Annotated in this window: 17 protein-coding genes; 10 read left to right on the forward strand and 7 right to left on the reverse strand. The window is 68.3% G+C overall.

Features of this window, described 5'->3' with window-relative positions; translation table 11 throughout:
* Window positions 1-12 precede the first annotated feature (12 nt).
* Window positions 13-1,170, reverse strand: a complete 1,158-nt coding sequence (locus EV647_RS41990; protein WP_166680310.1) for a hypothetical protein — start codon at window positions 1,168-1,170, stop codon at window positions 13-15.
* A 166-nt stretch (window positions 1,171-1,336) separates the two neighbouring features.
* On the opposite strand from EV647_RS41990, the gene EV647_RS13375 reads away from it, so the two are divergent.
* Window positions 1,337-2,749, forward strand: a complete 1,413-nt coding sequence (locus tag EV647_RS13375) for a serine/threonine-protein kinase (RefSeq protein WP_134002603.1) — start codon at window positions 1,337-1,339, stop codon at window positions 2,747-2,749.
* Here EV647_RS13375 and EV647_RS13380 read toward each other — a convergent pair.
* Entirely contained in the window at window positions 2,746-3,681 is a 936-nt protein-coding gene (locus EV647_RS13380; RefSeq protein WP_134002605.1) for a hypothetical protein, read from the reverse strand. The two genes, EV647_RS13375 and EV647_RS13380, sit on opposite strands and share 4 nt — an antisense overlap.
* Window positions 3,682-3,799: 118 nt before the next feature.
* On the opposite strand from EV647_RS13380, the gene EV647_RS13385 reads away from it, so the two are divergent.
* From EV647_RS13385 to EV647_RS13400, 4 genes are read left to right on the forward strand one after another with little or no spacing between them, the layout of a single operon-like run.
* Complete coding sequence (locus EV647_RS13385; protein ID WP_134002607.1) at window positions 3,800-5,134, forward strand: dipeptidase; 1,335 nt, start codon at window positions 3,800-3,802, stop codon at window positions 5,132-5,134.
* A gap of 43 nt (window positions 5,135-5,177) precedes the next feature.
* Window positions 5,178-6,299 (forward strand): NAD(P) transhydrogenase subunit alpha, encoded by a 1,122-nt coding sequence (locus EV647_RS13390; protein WP_134002609.1) that lies wholly within the window; start codon window positions 5,178-5,180, stop codon window positions 6,297-6,299.
* Window positions 6,296-6,601, forward strand: coding sequence for an NAD(P) transhydrogenase subunit alpha (locus EV647_RS13395; RefSeq protein ID WP_134002611.1), 306 nt, complete (start codon window positions 6,296-6,298; stop codon window positions 6,599-6,601). The genes EV647_RS13390 and EV647_RS13395 overlap by 4 nt, the downstream gene beginning before the upstream one ends.
* The gene (locus tag EV647_RS13400) at window positions 6,598-7,968 is read left to right on the forward strand and encodes an NAD(P)(+) transhydrogenase (Re/Si-specific) subunit beta (protein ID WP_134002613.1); all 1,371 of its coding nucleotides are present in this window, start codon (window positions 6,598-6,600) and stop codon (window positions 7,966-7,968) included. Before EV647_RS13395 ends, EV647_RS13400 begins: the two co-directional genes overlap by 4 nt.
* Window positions 7,969-8,392: 424 nt before the next feature.
* On the opposite strand, the gene EV647_RS13405 is transcribed toward EV647_RS13400, so the two are convergent.
* Window positions 8,393-8,986, reverse strand: a complete 594-nt coding sequence (locus EV647_RS13405; RefSeq protein WP_134002615.1) for a helix-turn-helix transcriptional regulator — start codon at window positions 8,984-8,986, stop codon at window positions 8,393-8,395.
* A 49-nt stretch (window positions 8,987-9,035) separates the two neighbouring features.
* Between EV647_RS13405 and EV647_RS13410 the strand changes: the two genes are divergently transcribed.
* Window positions 9,036-9,230 carry a hypothetical protein gene (locus EV647_RS13410; protein ID WP_134002617.1) on the forward strand — a complete coding sequence of 65 codons (195 nt, stop codon included), beginning with the start codon at window positions 9,036-9,038 and terminating at the stop codon, window positions 9,228-9,230.
* Window positions 9,231-9,382: 152 nt separating this feature from the next.
* Here EV647_RS13410 and EV647_RS13415 read toward each other — a convergent pair whose 3' ends face one another.
* The gene (locus EV647_RS13415) at window positions 9,383-10,366 is read right to left on the reverse strand and encodes a LuxR C-terminal-related transcriptional regulator (RefSeq protein ID WP_238177187.1); all 984 of its coding nucleotides are present in this window, start codon (window positions 10,364-10,366) and stop codon (window positions 9,383-9,385) included.
* Window positions 10,367-10,627: 261 nt separating this feature from the next.
* Here EV647_RS13415 and purF point away from each other — a divergent pair, with 261 nt between their 5' ends.
* Both purF and purM read left to right on the forward strand, forming a co-directional pair.
* Window positions 10,628-12,190 (forward strand): amidophosphoribosyltransferase, encoded by a 1,563-nt coding sequence (purF, locus tag EV647_RS13420; RefSeq protein ID WP_133787636.1) that lies wholly within the window; start codon window positions 10,628-10,630, stop codon window positions 12,188-12,190.
* A gap of 21 nt (window positions 12,191-12,211) precedes the next feature.
* Window positions 12,212-13,285 (forward strand): phosphoribosylformylglycinamidine cyclo-ligase, encoded by a 1,074-nt coding sequence (gene purM, locus EV647_RS13425; RefSeq protein WP_134002619.1) that lies wholly within the window; start codon window positions 12,212-12,214, stop codon window positions 13,283-13,285.
* A gap of 172 nt (window positions 13,286-13,457) precedes the next feature.
* Here the strand turns inward: purM and EV647_RS13430 are convergent, their stop codons facing one another.
* The 3 genes from EV647_RS13430 to EV647_RS13440 form a co-directional block, all read right to left on the reverse strand.
* Entirely contained in the window at window positions 13,458-13,643 is a 186-nt protein-coding gene (locus tag EV647_RS13430) for a DUF3073 domain-containing protein (RefSeq protein ID WP_130387089.1), read from the reverse strand.
* A gap of 204 nt (window positions 13,644-13,847) precedes the next feature.
* The gene (locus EV647_RS13435; RefSeq protein ID WP_134002621.1) at window positions 13,848-14,654 is read right to left on the reverse strand and encodes an ABC transporter permease; all 807 of its coding nucleotides are present in this window, start codon (window positions 14,652-14,654) and stop codon (window positions 13,848-13,850) included.
* A gap of 26 nt (window positions 14,655-14,680) precedes the next feature.
* Window positions 14,681-15,568, reverse strand: a complete 888-nt coding sequence (locus tag EV647_RS13440; protein WP_134002623.1) for an ABC transporter ATP-binding protein — start codon at window positions 15,566-15,568, stop codon at window positions 14,681-14,683.
* 142 nt (window positions 15,569-15,710) lie between these two features.
* On the opposite strand from EV647_RS13440, the gene EV647_RS13445 reads away from it, so the two are divergent.
* Window positions 15,711-16,931 (forward strand): sensor histidine kinase, encoded by a 1,221-nt coding sequence (locus EV647_RS13445; protein ID WP_134002625.1) that lies wholly within the window; start codon window positions 15,711-15,713, stop codon window positions 16,929-16,931.
* Entirely contained in the window at window positions 16,928-17,584 is a 657-nt protein-coding gene (locus EV647_RS13450) for a response regulator transcription factor (protein WP_134002627.1), read from the forward strand. The genes EV647_RS13445 and EV647_RS13450 overlap by 4 nt, the downstream gene beginning before the upstream one ends.
* Window positions 17,585-17,680 lie beyond the last annotated feature (96 nt).

The following is a 17,680-nucleotide window of genomic DNA, read 5'->3' on the forward strand; positions in this document are numbered from 1 at the left end:
GCTCAAAGCAGATCAGCTACCGATGAGCAGCTGTCCTTTGGCGAGCGGGGTCGCCCGTTCGCAGGCACCGGTCGAGATGGTGCAACGGACAATCGACGCCGGAGTCTCCTCCCCGTTGTCGGCGAGCAGCAGCAGGTGCTGGTCGTCCTCGGGGACGCTCTGCCGGAACACACCGGACCACTCGTGCAGCAGCATGCCCGTCTTCGCGTTCAGGGCTCCCGCGATGCCGTCGCCGTACCCGTCCTGGTACTTCGGTCCGGCGATGACAGTCGCGGCGTCCGGGGTGAAGCCAGTGATCAGGTAGTCGCAGGTGCGCCACAGGCGCTTCCCGAACGGGACGGTGAGGAGGCTGCTGCAGCTGCTCTGGTCGTTCAGTGTGGTCAGCGAGCCCGCCGTACCCGCGCTGGACACCGCCATCGGATTCGGGACGGCCTTGAGCTGAACGGGCTTCGATGTACCCGGCGTCCACTCGTACAGACCGCTGTCGCCGTCCTGGGTCGTCGATGCGTCGAAGTAGACCTTGCCGTCGAGGTAGCTGAGCAGCCTGGTGTTCCAGATGTCCGGTACGGCGACCTTCTGGACCTCGGTGCTTTCGGCGTAGATGGTCGCACCGGCCAGTTCCTCGCCGGTGTCCTTCAAGCGGGTGGCTACGTACGCCGCGGCGCCGCCGTCGTCGGTGGTGACGATCTGGGTCACGTCGGGCGTGCGGCGGGTGATCTTGCTGTCGCTGTCCAGGTTCAGCATCTCGGTGCCGAACCCCTTGGTGACTACGGCGAGCGCCGAGCTGCGGAGCCGGGCGACGTCCTGGATGTCGGTGGTGCCCGGGACCGTGACGTCCTCGCCGGCGCCGCCGCGGATGGTGCGGCCACTGAGGTACGTGACCTGCGGCGCCCTGCCCTGGGGGAGCTTCTTCAGGTCGATCTTGGTCTTCATCGGCCCGGACGGAGTGCTCGTCGCCGTCGACGGCTTGCTGGACGTCGGCGTCGGCTTGGCCGTGGGGGTGCTCTTGGTCGGGGTGCTGGTCGCCGGCGACGGGGAGCCGGACAGCGGAGAGGGGGCTTCCGCGTTGGCCTGCGGGCCCTGGCGCCACGCGAGGGCTCCGCCGCCCGTGATGGCGGCGACGGCGACAGCTGCGACGAGGGCGACCAGGCGGCCGTTCTGCACTCGCATCGGCGATCTCCTCAACAAGTCATGGTCAGGTCACGGTTACGGACCGTGCGGCGGACCACGGTCGGGCGGTAGATCAGCGTCCCGCTGTCGGAGATGTGACGCCGGGAAATACCGCTTTGTTCACTCCAGCGAATGGGTCGCAGAACGGATCGAGCATAATTACGCCATGGACCAGCCACCGCGGATCGGCCGGTACTCCCTGGTCCGCCGGGTGGGTGCCGGGGGTTTCGCGACCGTTTGGCTGGCGCGCGACGAGCAGCTGGACGCCGAGGTCGCGGTCAAGATCCTGTCCGAGAACTGGGTCGAGGACGAGGACGTCCGGCGCCGGTTCCTGGCCGAGGGCCGGTTCCTGCGCAAGGTCGACTCGCTGTACGTCGTCGGCGTGCACGACATCGGCGAGGCCGACGACGGCCGCCCGTTCATGGTCCTCACCTACGCCGACGGCGGCACGCTCGCGGACCGGATCAAGGCCGGCCCGCTGGAGTTCGGCGAGGCGGTCCGGATCATCACGCAGGTCGGCCGCGGCCTGAAGCACCTGCACGCCCGCGGCGTCCTGCACCGCGACGTGAAACCGGCCAACGTCCTGTTCCGCACCGATCCGAACGGCGACCGCGCGATGCTGTCCGACCTCGGGCTGGGCAAGTCGCTCGCCGAGGTCTCGCGGATCACGATGCCCGGCGGCACCCCGGCGTACGTCGCTCCCGAACAGGTGATGGGTGAACGCCTGGACCACCGCGCCGACCTGTACTCGCTCGGTGCGGTCGCGTACGCCGCCTTCACCGGTCAGGCGCCGCATGGTGTGGCCAGCCTCGGTGCGGTGATGCAGATCGAAGCACCACCGCCCTCGATGACCACACTGCGCGAAGACGTGCCGGATGCGATCGATGTCGTCGTACGGCGTGCTCTCGAGCCGGACCGGGACAAGCGCTGGCCGGACCTCGACAGCTTCCTCAACGCACTGCGCGAGGCGCACACCACGGGCAAGATCCCGGCGGGGCTCGTGCCGGCCGCCGAGATGCCCACACCGAGTGCGGCGACCGCTCCGGTCGACCAGGCGACCGCCCTGGCCAGCTCCAACCAGTCCACCGTCGCGACAGCGCCCAAACGCCGGCGTCGCGCCGCCGTCCTCACCACACTCGCCGCGCTGGTCCTAGCCGCAGGCGGCGGGTACGGCGGCTACCAGTACGTCATGACCCGGCCGGTGAAGGTGGAGAGCAAGCCCCTCTCGGTAGAGGTCCCACGAAACTGGCACCAGAAGGCGGTCGACGACGGGAAGTCCCTCGTGGTCAGCACCAACACCTCCAAGTGGCAGACCGACCCGAACACCGAAGGCGTCTACGTAGGAGTGGAGAACGCCACCCAACTGCCGACGAGCGCCACTGCTCCCGAGGGCTGCACGGGCGGCACACCGGAAAAGTCCGGCAATGTCGTCACCTTCAGGTACAGCTGCGACGACGTGCCAACCGTCATCGAGCAGTACAAGCAGGTGAACGCCACGACCCTGCTGAGGATTCAGGTCCGCGAGGACAACCCGACGACGCGGCAAGAGGTGCTCGACTCCGCGAAGTACGGCTCCTAGGGCACCAGCGACGTCAGCGACGAGATCGTTGCCTTGTGCATGCGGGGGATGACGTTCAACGTCGCGGGATCGGACGCGTACAGGTACGACCCGGACTCGTAGACCAGGTACGCGATGCCGTCGTACTCCGTGATGCCCTCGGTCATGCTCGGGGCGCGGAAGCAGCTCAGCGCCGCCGCATCCAGATCCTTCTGGCCGCGCTTCACGACGTAGATGTTGCTGCGGTTCCCACGCCCGTACGACGTGCTGTAAATGAAGTGGTTGGCGGTGATCGTCAGCCCCTGCGTCTTCGTCGGGACCTCCCACGCGCCGGCCAGCGTGGTCAGCGTGCCGTCGTCCGCGATCTTGTACTCGTACATGGTCCCGCGGCCGGTCTCGTTGAACGTCCCGGAGAACAACGAGTCCCCGTAGCTCCCGATGAACGACGATCCGGCGACGTCGCGCGCCGTACCAACTTGTCCGAGGTACGGCGTACCGGCGGCCTTCAACGCGTCACGCAACTCCGTCAACCGGTACTTGCGGATGCTGCTGCCCTGGCCGGACACGAACGCCCAGCCCTTGCTCACGGTGATCCCGCCGACGTGGGACTCGGCGATCGCGACCACGCCGACGGTCGAGCCGGTGGACGGGTCGATGCCGTAGATCTGCGAGTCGGCGCCCTCGCGGTACGCCGCGATCAGGATCAGGTTCTTGCCGGAGCCGTCCCAGTTGTACCAAGTACCGGCGCCTTGCGGGGTGTGCGTGCTGAGGTTGGGGATGCTGGCGCTGTTGCTGAACCGGGCGTCGTACTTGTAGGACGCCGACGGTCCGTCGTAGAACGTCGAACTGCCGCTGGTCGAGGTGTCGCAACTGATCGCGGCGTGCGCGGGCGCGGCGCCCGTCAGGGACGCCGCGACGACGGTGAGAACGATGGCAAGGGGGCGCTTGACCATGGGAGCCTCTTCGGTTGTGGGCGAAAACCTACGAGATTTTCAGAGTAGATCGGCAATGAGTAACGCGCGAGGGTTCACCGGGCGTCAGCTCTGCGAACGGACGCCGTACGGTTGTCGCATGAGCGATCTGTCAGCGGCGATCGACCGCGTTCTGCCCAGCGTCCGTGCCGACCTCGAGGACCTCATCCGGATCCCGTCGGTCAGTTACGAACCGGCCCGTGCGGCCGACGTCCAGCGGTCCGCGGAGGCGACCGCGGCGTTGTTCGAGGCCGAAGGCTTCACGGTGAAGATCGTCCGGGCCGGTGAGGGCGCGCCTGCGGTCATCGCCAAGAAGGCCGCGCCGGCCGGCAAGCCGACGGTGCTGCTCTACGCGCACCACGACGTCCAGCCGACCGGGCCGGTCGAGCAGTGGACGTCGGACCCGTTCGTGCCGACCGAGCGGGGCGACCGGCTGTACGGGCGGGGCGCCGCCGACGACAAGGCCGGGATCGCCGCGCACCTGGCCGCCGTACGGGCCTTCGGCAACGATCTGCCGGTGGGCGTGACGGTGTTCGTCGAGGGTGAGGAGGAGATCGGTTCGCCGACCCTGCTGCAGCTGCTGGACGAGTACTCCGACGAGCTCGCCGCCGACGCGATCGTGATCGCGGACTCGGGCAACTGGGATGTCGGCCGGCCGGCGCTGACAGTGTCGCTGCGCGGTCTGGTCGAGGCGTACGTCGAGGTTCGGACACTGGATCACGCGGTCCACTCCGGCCTGTTCGGTGGGCCGATCCCGGACGCGTTGTCGGCGTTGTGCCGGCTGCTCGCGACCCTGCACGACGACAAGGGCGACGTTGCGGTGGACGGGCTGCACGCGTCCCGGGCGGCCGATGTGGAGTACCCGGAGGACCGGCTGCGGGCCGAGTCGAGCGTGCTGGACTCCGTTCGGCTGACCGGCTCGGGTTCGCTGGTCGACAGGTTGTGGACCCGGCCCGCGATCGCCGTACTGGGGATCGACGCGCCGTCCGTGGCGGAGGCGAGCAACACGCTGGTGCCGGTCGCGCGGGCCAAGGTGAGCCTGCGGGTCGCGCCGGGGGACGACGCGATCAAGGCGAGCGCGGCACTGAAGACGCATCTCGAGAACCACGCGCCGTGGGGTGCGCAGGTCACCGTCACCGAGGGGCAGACCGGTCAGCCGTGCAGTGTGAACGCCCTTGGCGCCGGGTACGAAGCGGCCCGCGCGGCCTTCAAGACCGCGTGGGGTGTCGAGCCGATCGACATGGGGATGGGCGGGTCGATCCCGTTCATCGCGGAGTTCCAGGAGACCTTCCCGCAGGCCTCGATCCTGGTCACCGGCGTGGAGGATCCGGACACCCGCGCCCACGGCATCGACGAGGGTCTGCACCTCGCGGAGTTCACCAAGGTCTGCCTCGCCGAGGCATTGTTGCTCAAGAACCTGGCAGACCAGGCGTGATCGGGCTTTTCGGCGACCCAGTGTTTGGCATAGGTTTCGGCGAGTGAAGATCGCAGTCGTACGGGAGACCAGACCGGCGGAGCGCCGGGTCGCGCTGGTGCCGGAACAAGTCGCGAAACTGATCGAGCTCGGATACGAGGTCGCGGTCGAGCCGGCCGCCGGTGAACGCGCGTTGTTCTCCGACGACCAGTACCGCGCCGCCGGCGCCGAAGTGGCCTGGGGCGCCGACCACGCGGCCACCATCGTGGCGTCGGTGCAGCCGCTCGAACGTGAGCGCCTGCAGCGGTTGCACGCCGGTACGGCGTTGATGTCGTTCCTGCCGACGAACCCGCCAGACGTGGTCCGGACCGCAACCCGGGCCAAGCTGACGGTGTTCTCGATGGAGCTGATCCCGCGAATCTCCCGGGCCCAGACGATGGACGCCCTGTCGTCACAGGCACTCGTCGCCGGGTACCGGGCCGCGATCGTCGCCGCCGAACGGCTGCCGCGATTCTTCCCGCTGAACATGACCGCGGCCGGCACCGTCCCGCCGGCCCAGGTCCTCGTCCTCGGCGCCGGCGTGGCCGGTCTGCAGGCGATCGCCACCGCGAAACGCCTCGGGGCGGTGGTCAAGGCGTACGACGTACGTACTGCCGCCGCGGAGGAGATCGCGTCGATGGGCGCCGTACCGATCGAGCTCGAACTCGGCACCCTCGACGGGCCTGGTGGATATGCCCGCGAGATGACGCCCGAACGCGCGCAACTCCAGCGTGAACTGCTCACGCCGTACGTCGCCGCCGCGGACGCCCTCATCACGACGGCCGCCGTACCGGGCCGGACCGCGCCGATGCTGGTGACGCGGTCGATGGTCGAGCAGATGAAGCCTGGATCGGTTGTGGTGGACCTGGCGTCGGAGCAGGGCGGCAACGTCGAAGGCTCCGTTGCCGGGACCGAGCTGACGATCGGCGACGCACTGGTCTGGGGCGGGGCGAACGTGCCGTCGCAGATGGCCGGCCCCGCCTCGCGGCTCTACGGCCAGAACATCGCGAACCTGATCCGGCTGATGACCCGGAACGCCGCCTTCGATCCCGACTTCGACGACGAGATCGTCCGCGGCTGCTGCGTCACCCACGACGGCTCAGTGCTCCACGAGCCCACCCGCGAGCTTTTGAAGGGCCAGGCATGAGTGAGTCCATCGCGTTGCTGACGATCTTCGTCCTCGCGGCGTTCGTCGGTGTCGAGGTGATCAGCAAGGTCTCCTCGACGCTGCACACCCCGCTGATGTCGGGGGCGAACGCCATTCACGGCGTCATCCTGGTCGGCGCCATCATCGTCACCGGCGCCGCCGAGTCCACGATCGTGGTGATCGTCGGGCTGCTGGCCGTCGTACTGGCGACGGTGAACATGGTCGGCGGGTTCGTGGTCACCGACCGGATGCTGGAGATGTTCAAAGGTCCGGCGGCTCGCAAGAAGGAGCTGCACAAGTGATCCCCACCTGGGCCCAGATCGGGTATCTGGTCTCCGCGGTCTGCTTCATCGTCGCGCTGAAGGCACTGTCGTCGCCGCGCAGCGCGCGCACCGGCAACCTGATCGGCGCCGCCGGAGCCGTCCTCGCGGTGATCATCACGTTCGCGGCGTACAAGCCCGACCACCTGGTGCCGATCCTGATCGCGCTCGCGATCGGCACCGTCGGCGGTGTGATCGGGTCGCGGCGGGTGCAGATGACCCAGATGCCGCAACTCGTTGCCTTGTTCAACGGCGTCGGCGGCGGCGCGGCCGCGTTGGTCGCCCTGCTCGAGCTCGGGGACGTGCCCTCCGACGCGACCGTCGCGGCGATCGCCACGGCGTTCACGATCCTGGTCGGCGCGATCAGCTTCTCCGGCTCGGTGGTCACGTTCGCCAAGCTGCAGGAGCTGATGACGACCCGTCCGGTGACGTTCCCGGGTCTGCCCGTGCTCTTCGTCGCCTCACTGCTGGGCGGTATCGCGCTTGCGGTCTGGCTCGTGTCCGATCCGCGGGTGTGGGTCGGCGTACTGCTCTGCCTCATCGGTCTCGCGATCGGCGTGATGCTGGTGCTGCCGGTCGGCGGCGCCGACGTACCGATCGTGATCTCGTTGCTCAACGCCTTCACCGGTCTGACGGTCGCCGCGGGCGGTTACGTCCTCGGGAACACGGTGCTGCTGGTCGCGGGCACCCTGGTCGGCGCGGCCGGTACGTTGCTGACCAAGCTGATGGCGGACGCTATGGGGCGGTCCGTGTTCAACATCCTCTTCGGTGCCGTGCGCGGCGGATCGACGTTGGGTGCAGGCACGGCGTCCGACCGGCCGGTGATCTCGGGCGGACCGGAGGACGTCGCGATCCTGCTCGGGTACGCGAACAAGGTCATCATCGTGCCCGGGTACGGTCTCGCCGTCGCGCAGGCGCAGCACACGCTCCGCGACCTCGTCGAGGAACTGCAGAGCCGCGGGGTAAAGGTCGACTACGCCATCCACCCCGTCGCCGGCCGCATGCCCGGCCACATGAACGTGCTGCTCGCCGAGGCCCAGGTGCCTTACGAGCAGCTGCGCGAGATGGACGACATCAACGGCGACTTCAAGACCACGGACGTCGTCCTGGTCGTCGGCGCCAACGACGTGGTCAACCCGGCCGCCCGCAACACCCCGTCGGCCCCCATCTACGGCATGCCGATCCTGAACGCCGACGAGGCCCAGCGAGTCATCTTCCTCAAACGCTCCATGCGCCCCGGCTTCGCGGGAATCGAGAACGAACTGCTCTACGACCCCCGAACCACCCTCCTGTTCGGCGATGCCCGGGACTCCCTCACCAAACTCCTCGCCGCCCTGAAAACGGTCTAGACCCGGACCAAAGACACCGGCCGTCGGCGCCCGCTGGAGCGGAGCGCCGACGGCCGACCTGTTCGCGGTAACCATTTGGCGCCCAGTGGCAGAAAGTTTCCGCAAAGCGCCGGCGCCGGAGCTTCTGCGGGTGGACAGTACGTATACGCCCACTGCCAGGCAATTGAACTGGTGCGCAGGCGTACACGAGGCGGTGCTGGACGTATATGTACTGTCGACCTGCAGACCCGGCCGCGCATCTGGCCGCCCCCGGCCAACGACCTCCCCCGGCCAGTGCCGACCGTTGCCCGCGCCGCGTTCGCTCTGTTTGACTCTCGTACCGAGAGGCCGGGCGGCGCACCCATTCCTCTCACCCTTCCCGCCCAACCGAGGAGAACACTTTGTCCTGCCTTACGAAACCCCTTTCCCGAGCCTGGGACTGGGGCTAATCCACCCACCCCCGCTGCGCCGCCCGGACCCCCAGTTCAAACCGCCCCGAAGCCCCCACCTGCCCACTCAACTTCGCCGCAATCCGCCGCACAGTCCGCAGAGAAACGCCCAACTTCCGGGCTACCTGCTCATCGGTAGCCCCATGCACCAACAGCCGAAGAAACTCAGCCTCCTGAGCACTGATCCCACCGTCCCGAGCACGCTGTTCCTCCCCGAACGGCTCGAACCCCCGGTCCCAATAGCTCAGGTGCAGTTCCATCGCCATCCGCACGACTGCCTGGCTGTGGTGCACGACAGCGCCAACCGCTTTGTCCTCGGGGTCGATCGCCATCACCGCCGACTCGTTGTCGAAGATGATCAAACGAAACGGGACGGACGGTGCAATTCGAATCTTGCCGCCAAGATCCACGATATATTGCAGGATCTCGCCCACCCCTGGTCGCTTCCAGTACGCCTCAGGGAACAGGTATCGAATCTCCACACCGCGCGCGAGATGTTCCCGGTCGGGAAACGTCTCGGGCTTCCAGCCGGCCGGGTCGGAATCTTGAAGGATGCCCCAGATTGATTTCTCCGGACGGAATCGTTGCATTCGCTGGTTGGCGAGTTCGCGTCCTTTGAGGATCTCGACATCTCGTGTCGTGCGCTGGACCAGGAAGTTTTGCCAGGTCGGCGGTGAATTTATTGGCGGCGAGCTGGTCGGCCCGGAGCTGTGTGCTCAAGGCGTCAATTTCCTGCTGCCGACTTGCGGCCAGACGGCCGAACGTGACCGCCGGATCCAGCGGATACTCGACGCCTTCCGTCCAGCTCGGCACTACGAAACCGAGATCGCGTAGTTTCTGCAGATCGTGGGACAGTTCGTCCTCGCTGCGTCCCAGTTCGGCGGCGAGTTCATTCAGCCGGACTGCGTGCCCCAGCTCAGGTCGCTGCAGCAGGAGTCGGTAGACCGCGAGCAGGTCCTCCGTGAGTCCTGAGGAGTCGAACAACGTCAGACCCAGCCGCGCTTTGCGGCCGCCACCCCGAGTTCGAAGCGGCTGGCGGCGTCTAGGCGTTCGGAGAGGTTGGCGGTGATGCGGCGGGCGGTGCGGAGGGAGATGCCTAGGAGGCGGGCAACCTGTTCGTCTTTGGCGCCGCCGGCAAGCAGACGCAGCACCTCGGCCTCGTGAGGCGTCAGCGGCGTCTCGTCGTCGCGGTCGTCGGCGTCGAACATCTCCGTTGCGCGGGACCAGTAGGCGTCGAACAGGGCTAGGGCGACGGAGACCACAGCGGGAGTGCGGTGGATCACCGCGCCGGCGGTCGGGTTCTCCGGATCCATCGGCATGACCGCGATCTCCTGGTCGAAGATCAGGAGCCGCATCGGCAACGTCGGCGTCACCCGTACCTCGCCACCGAGCCTGTGTATGGTCTCGGCGTACTCCACCGCCAGTTTCGAGGCGGTCATGCTCTGGAGGTACACGGTTCTCATCTTGATGCCGCGTCCCAGGAGCTCGAAGTCAGGCGACCGCTCCGCCCTCGGGACTGCGTCGTCAAAATGCGCTGGCACCAGGCCCCAAGAGGTGTCCTTGGTCTTTAGCGCGAGCTCTTCGATCCGACGTGAGGCGTTGGCGCGGCCTTTGAGGACCTCGACGTCCCCGCTGCTGCGAGATGTCAGTAACTCGTTGTACTGCTCTGCGATGACCTCGGCGGAGGCTTCGGCTTCTTTCAGCTCGCCGAGCGCCTTGTTCAGCTCGGTTCGCCGCCGTTCGGCCAGGCCGGTTAGGCCGACGCGAGGGTGGACTGCGTGTTCGCCTTCTGGGTTGGTCCAGGTCGGCACCAGAAGCTCCAGTCTTCGGAGCTGGTCCATCAGTTCGTCGACTTCGGCCGTCGAGCGATCTACTAGCGCGGCAATCTGCTCGGGCGTACTGTCTGGATGGCTGAGAAGGGCGTGATAGACCGCAAAAGTGGCTTCGTCCACCCCCAGCGGCTCCAGCACGATCCTTCTCCTCCAGAAACTTGTCGGAACCGACCATATACAGAGTGCGTCGACATTGAGCACCCAATGATGGTTTCGGATTATTTCTGAAGGGACGATACGTGATCAAGAAGCTGCTGACGGTAGTCGGTGTTGCGCTGCTTCTCTTCGCGGCCACGCCCACGGTTTCGTTCGCCGCGCCGAGCAGCCCCGACTGCATCGGCCAGATCTGCTGGTAGGACGCTGGTAAGCCGCCATCGGCGCGTCCCGTAGACTGCTGGTGTGGCTCGTGGCGATGGTCGGCTTACTCATGAACTCGACCCGCAGGATCTGGGTCCGCAGGACGCTTGTGGCGTCTTCGGGGTCTGGGCGCCGGGGGAAGAGGTTGCCAAACTCACCTACTTCGGGCTCTATGCCTTGCAGCACCGGGGGCAGGAGTCGGCGGGGATCGCGGTCAGTAACGGGAGTCAGATTCTCGTCTACAAGGACATGGGGCTGGTCAGCCAGGCGTTCGACGAGGCGACTCTCGCCTCGCTTCGCGGGCACATCGCGATCGGCCACTGCCGGTACTCGACGACCGGGTCCAGCGTCTGGGCGAACGCGCAGCCGACGTTCCGGTCGACCGCGACCGGATCGATCGCGCTCGGTCACAACGGCAACCTGACCAACACGAGTGAGCTCGCCGCCAGCTTGAACGGCGAAGGTGATCTCGATCTCGGTCTGGACGCCGACGTCGACCACGCGAAGGCCAACGCGAAGCACGGCGCGTCGAGCGACACCGACATCCTCACCTCGATGCTCGCCGGGTACCCGGACCTGACCATCGAGCAGGCGGCCGCGAAGATCCTCCCGAAGGTCAAGGGCGCGTTCAGCCTGGTCTTCATGGACGAGAACACGCTGTACGGCGCCCGCGACCCGCAGGGCATCCGCCCGCTGGTCCTCGGCCGGCTGGAGCGCGGCTGGGTGATCGCCAGCGAGACCGCGGCCCTGGACATCGTCGGCGCGAGCTTCATCCGCGAGGTCGAGCCCGGTGAGATCGTCGCGATCGACGCCGAAGGGCTCCGCTCGACCAAGTTCGCCGAGCCGGACCCGAAGGGCTGCCTGTTCGAGTTCGTCTACCTGGCCCGCCCGGACACCCAGATCTCCGGTCAGCGGATCCACTCCACCCGGGTCGAGATCGGCCGCCGGCTGGCGCGCGAGCACCCCGCCGACGCCGACCTCGTCATCGCCACCCCGGAGTCCGGCGTACCGGGCGCGATCGGGTACGCCGAAGAGTCGGGCATCCCGTACGGGGCAGGCCTGGTCAAGAACGCGTACGTCGGCCGCACGTTCATCCAGCCGAGCCAGACGATCCGCCAGCTCGGTATCCGCCTGAAGCTGAATCCGCTGCGCGAGGTGATCGAGGGCAAGCGCCTGGTCGTGGTGGACGACACGATCGTCCGCGGCAACACCCAGCGCGCCGTCATCCGGATGCTCCGCGAGGCCGGCGCGAAGGAGATCCACGTCCGGATCACCGCGCCGCCGGTGAAGTGGCCGTGCTTCTACGGTATCGACTTCGCCAGCCGCGCCGAGCTGATCGCGAACGGCCTGAACACCGAGGAGATCTGCCGCTCGCTCGGCGCCGACTCGCTCGGTTACATCAGCCTGGACGTCCTGGTCGAAGCCACCACGGTGCCGAAGGAGCGACTCTGCCGGGCCTGCTTCGACGGGGTCTACCCGGTCGCGCTGCCGGACCCGGAGCACCTCGGCAAGCACCTGCTCGAGCTGCCGGTGGCCACCGACGTCGACGGCCTGGCCACGGTCTCCGGCGGAGCCGGCGCCGCGGACGCGCTCAGCCGTCCGTAGTACTTCTAGGGAGAACAGAACGTGAGTCAAGGCGCGAGTTACGCCGCTGCCGGGGTCGACATCGAGGCCGGTGACCGGGCCGTCGAGCTGATGAAGGAGTGGGTGGCGAAGGCGACCCGTCCCGAGGTGGTCGGCGGGCTCGGCGGATTCGCCGGGTTGTTCGACGCGACCGCGCTGACGTCGTACCGGCGGCCGCTGCTGGCGACGTCGACGGACGGGATCGGGACCAAGGTCGCGATCGCGCAGAAGCTCGGCAAGCACGACACGATCGGGTTCGACCTGGTCGGGATGGTCGTCGACGACCTGGTCGTGTGCGGCGCGGAGCCGTTGTTCATGACCGACTACATCTGCACCGGCAAGGTCGTGCCGGAGACGATCGCGCAGATCGTGAAGGGCATCGCGGAGGCGTGTGTCGAGGCCGGTACGGCGCTCGTCGGCGGAGAGACCGCGGAACACCCGGGGCTGCTGGAGCCGGACGAGTACGACGTTGCGGGTGCGGCGACCGGTGTGGTCGAGGCCGACGAGGTGCTCGGCGCGGAGCGGGTGCGCGAAGGGGACGTCGTACTGGCGATGGCGTCGTCGGGACTGCACTCCAACGGATACAGCCTGGTGCGGCACGTGTTCTTCGACCGCGCGAGGTGGGAGCTGGACCGGGTCGTGCCGGAATTGGGTACGACGCTCGGTGAGGTCCTGCTGACTCCGACGCGGGTGTACGCCAAGCACTGCCTGGAGCTGATCCAGGAGCTGAACGGCGGTGACGACAAGCCGCTGCACGCGATGTCGCACATCACCGGCGGCGGCTTCGCCGCGAACCTGGCACGGGTGATCCCGGATCAGCTGTCCGTGCGGATCGACCGCTCGACGTGGACGCCGGCACCGATCTTCGGGCTCGTCGGGCTACTCGGCGACGTGGCACTGCCCGAGCTCGAGAAGACGCTGAACATGGGCGCCGGCATGGTCGCAGTACTGGACCGGTCGGCCGCTGACGCCGCCGTTCAGGCGCTGGCCGCCCGTGACATCCCCGCCTGGATCTGCGGCGAAGTCAGCGCGACTCCTGGCGGCACCGTCACCCTGGAAGGCACCTACGCCAAGTAGGCCGCTGCACAGCCGCCGCCTGCGAGCGGGTCGCTATCGAGCCGTCCGACGCCTCGGACTGCTGGAATCGCCGATCCGCCACAGGCGGTGCTGTGTGAAAATTCGTCGGGCGCACGGTGAACTGCTCAGGCACCCCGAAGGGCGCTGAGCAGCTCAGCCGGGCTGATATTGCTTACCGACGGGGGTGGTAGTCGTCGGCGTCGTCTCCGTCGCCGTCGTTCTCGCCGTTCGCAGAACGGTCGCCACCCTGGTCACCGGACAGCTCTCGCTTGAGCTGGTCCAAGTCGGTGTCCCAGGTGCGGTACTTCAGGTCGCGTGCGACCTTCGTCTGCTTGGCCTTTGCACGGCCGCGCCCCATAGCGTCGACCCCCTCGCACAAGTCAACCGGGTACGCTGCGTGGCGCCCACGGATCAGTCGTCAGTAATCGTGGTTCAAGGATACCCGGAGCGGCGGATCGACACACGCACCGCCCCCTGGCCGGACCTGGCAGAGGTCCGAGCACCGCGTCGGCGGGGCGGGCCGGCCCCCTCGAACCAGCCCGCCCCGCCGCCTTCGGCCCCGCTACTTGACCTCGCGACGTGAGCTTGCCCACAGTCCGACGATGGTCGGAAGAACGATCCAGACCCCCACCGCGACCAGCGTCTCGGGCACCATCCCGTGCAGATCGCGCTCCGCGATCCGGCCGAGCGCGCCGAACACGTCGAGCCAGTTCGCGTTGTCCTTGAACAGCGCCGGCCCGGCCAGGGACCACGCGGTCGGCGCGATGAAGAACGCCAGGATCGCGACCGCGGTCTGCGGGATGACGGCACCGAAGGCGGCGCCCATCACGACGTTCAGCGCGACGGTCAGGTAGGCCCCGGCGAGCTGCCCGCCGAGATCGGGGTACGACGCCGCGTGGTCGGTGACTGCACCGGCCAGCGCCGTACTCGCGAGCGCCAGGCCGACGACCGCGGTCATCACGACCACGCTCAGCACGACAGCGGAGACGAACTTGGCCAGCTGGACGCGGACCCGGCGCGGGGACAGCGTGAACGTGGTCAGCGCGGTCCGCTGGGTCCACTCCGACGTCATCGCCATCACGCCGATCACCGGCAGCAGCAGCATCACACCGGTGGACGCGGCGCCGAGGAACCCGTCGAAGCCGGCGTCGCCCTTCGGCAGGTGCGTGAACTGCCAGGCCAGCGCCGCGAGCGCGAGCAGCAGGACCGCGGCGATCAGGACCCGGCCGCTGCGGGTGTTGACGGACTTGCGGAGCTCGATGGTGACGAGCTTCAGGAAGGACTGACCGCGCGCGGGCGGCAGACTGGTCGCCACCTCGCTCCGGTGCTTGGCAGGCGTCGTCGGCGCGACGTCGGTCACGGTGGTCATGTAAGTCTCCAGAGAAGTTTGGGTGATCAGGCGGCTGTGGCGACGGGCGTGGTCAGCTGGAAGAACAGGTCCTCCAGGCCGGCGCCGTCGCTCTGGCGGAGTTCGAGAAGGATCTGACCGGCAGCGGCGGCGGCGCGTCCGACCTGCTCGGCGGTGGCGTCGACGCGCAGCGCGCCGTCGTGCAGCGGCTCGAGGTTCAGGCCGGCAGCGGTCAGGGCCTCGTTCAGGCCGATCGGGTCGAGTCCGCGGACGAGTGTGCCGGAACCGGCCAGCAGCTCCTCCAGTGAACCGTTGGCGACGATCCGGCCGCCGCCGATGACGACCAGCCGGTCGACTGTCGCCTGCACCTCGCCCAGCAGGTGGCTGGACAGGATCACCGTGCCGCCGCGGGACGCGAAGTCCTGCAGCAGTCCGCGCATCCAGCGGATGCCTTCCGGGTCCATTCCGTTCGCAGGCTCGTCGAGTATCAGTACGGCGGGGTCGCCGAGCAGCGCGCCGGCGATACCGAGCCGCTGCCGCATACCGAGCGAATACTGACCGACGCGGCGCTTCGCGGCGTGGCCGAGTCCGACCGCTTCGAGCATCTCGTCGGCGCGGGTCTTCGGCACGCCGAGCAGGCTCGCGTTCAGCAGCAGCGTCTCGCGGCCGGTGCGGCCCGGGTGCTGCGCGGCGGCATCCAGCATGACCCCGACGACACGACCCGGGTTCGGCAGGTCGGCGTACCGCTTGCCGGTGATGGTGGCGGTGCCGGAGGTCGGCGGCGTCAGCCCGGTGAGCATCCGCAGCGTCGTGGACTTACCGGCGCCGTTCGGGCCGAGGAAGCCGGTGATGCTGCCGGGCTGAACGGTGAACGACACGTCCTGGACAGCCGTGGTGCTGCCGTAGCGCTTGGTCAGGTTCTCGACGGTGATCATGACATCGAGTCAACCGTCACCGACCCCGGTCGCACATCGGACGAGCGGCTGTCGTCACCCCCTACGAAAGTCGTCGGATCGGCCCTGGAACCCACCCGGAAGAGGGACGTGATCGCGTCGGCCGTCGAACTACAGTGACGGAATGCGACGGTTGCGCCGGTGGTACGCCTGGTGGGTCAGGCACGCCCCGCGCCTGCGCGACTTCCTGTACGTCGGCTTCAGCCTGCTGACCATCGTCCTGCAGGCCGCGTCGGGCGCGGGCGGCTGGAGCCCCAAGGACTGGTACGTGCTCGGCGCCGGCATCGTCGCCTCGGTCGCACTGCTCTGGCGCCGGCGGTTCCCGGTGACCGTCACCGCGATCGCCGTGCTCGCGATGCTGACCGGGTCGATCTTCGTCCCGATGGGTCTGGCCCTGCTGACGCTGGCGATCCGCCGCCGCGACCTCGCACTCGTGATCCTCGGCCTGGCCGCGTACGCCGCCTATGTGCTGAACAGCTGGGGCACCGAGAACCAGATCTGGGTGTCGATCTTCACCGGACCGTTCCTGGTCGGCACCTGGATCGCCATCGGCGCGTACGTCGGGGCCCGCCGCGACCTGATGGCGTCGCTGCGGGACCGCGCCGAGCGGGCCGAGGCCGAACGCGAACTGCGCAGCGAGCAGGCCCGCCTTGGCGAGCGCGCCAGGATCGCGCAGGAGATGCATGACGTCCTCGCCCACAAGGTCTCGCTGATCGCCCTGCACGCCGGCGGTCTCGAGGTGAACCCGTCCGTCGGTCCGGACAAGGTCGAGGGCTCGGCCCGGTTGATCCGTGAGACCGCGCGGCAGGCGATGGAGGATCTCCGCGAGGTCCTCGGCGTACTGCGGTCCGACATCAGCGTCGACGGCGCGGACCTGACGCCCGTCCCGAAGGTCTCGGACCTCGAGCGGCTCATCATGGCCTCGCGGGACGCCGGAGTCGCCGTCGGGTACGACGTCTCGCTGCCGGACGACGTACCGGTGTCCGTCGGGCGGACCGTCTACCGCCTGGTGCAGGAGTCGCTGACCAATGTGCACAAACATGCGCGCAGCGCCGCGACCGAGGTACAGGTCCATGGCGCACGGGGTGAGGGCGTGACGGTCAGGGTGACGAACGTCCGGCCGGTGGCTGCTGGTTCACTGCTGCCTGGCGCCGGTGCCGGCCTGGTCGGTCTGCGGGAGCGGGTGCAGTTGGTCGGCGGCCGGCTCTGGACCGGACCGACGACGGAAGGCGGCTGGCGGGTGGAGGCCTGGCTGCCCTGGGCCGACGACCGCGAGCAGGTATCGGACCAGGTCGAGACGCTGCGCGCAGATGCTGTGTTGCATACGGAAGAAGGAGAGCGATGACCCGGCTGCTGATCGTGGACGACGAGGCGCTGGTGCGGGCCGGGCTGAAGATGATCCTCGAGTCCGACGACGGGCTCGAGGTCGTTGCCGAGGCCGAGGACGGCGCGGACGCGGCGAGGATGGTGAAGGAGCACCGGCCGGACGTCGTCCTGATGGACATCCGGATGCCGCGGCTTGATGGGCTGGCCGCGACGCGGGAGGTTCAGGCGCTGCCGGATCCGCCGAAGATCGTCGTACTGACGACGTTCGACCTCGACGACTACGTGTTCCGGGCCTTGCAGGCCGGGGCCAGCGGGTTCCTGCTCAAGGACACGCCGCCGCGCGAGCTGGTGCAGGCGATCAAGGTGGTGGCGGCCGGGGACGCGATGCTGTCGCCGGCGGTGACGCGGCGGCTGATCGGGCACTTCGCCGGGGACCCACGCGCCGACCGGAAGCGGGTCGCGCAGGAGCGGATCAACAAGCTGACCGAGCGCGAGCGGGAGGTGCTGGTCGCGGTCGGCCGCGGCCTGCAGAACTCCGACATCGGCCGGAAGCTGTTCATGAGCGAGGCCACCGTGAAGGCGCACGTCTCGCGGGCCCTGGTGAAGCTCGACGCGACCAACCGCGTCCAGGTCGCGATCCTGGCTTACGAAGCCGGCCTCCTCGACGACTGAGCCGGCACGAAGACGGCACAAAGAAACCGGCCCGATCCGTCGGAGGGGTGGGGGCGACGGTTCGGGCCGGTTTCGCAAGTCAGCGTGCCTGGGGGG

This window comes from Kribbella sp. VKM Ac-2566 (assembly GCF_004366005.1).
Lineage (GTDB): Bacteria > Actinomycetota > Actinomycetes > Propionibacteriales > Kribbellaceae > Kribbella > Kribbella pratensis.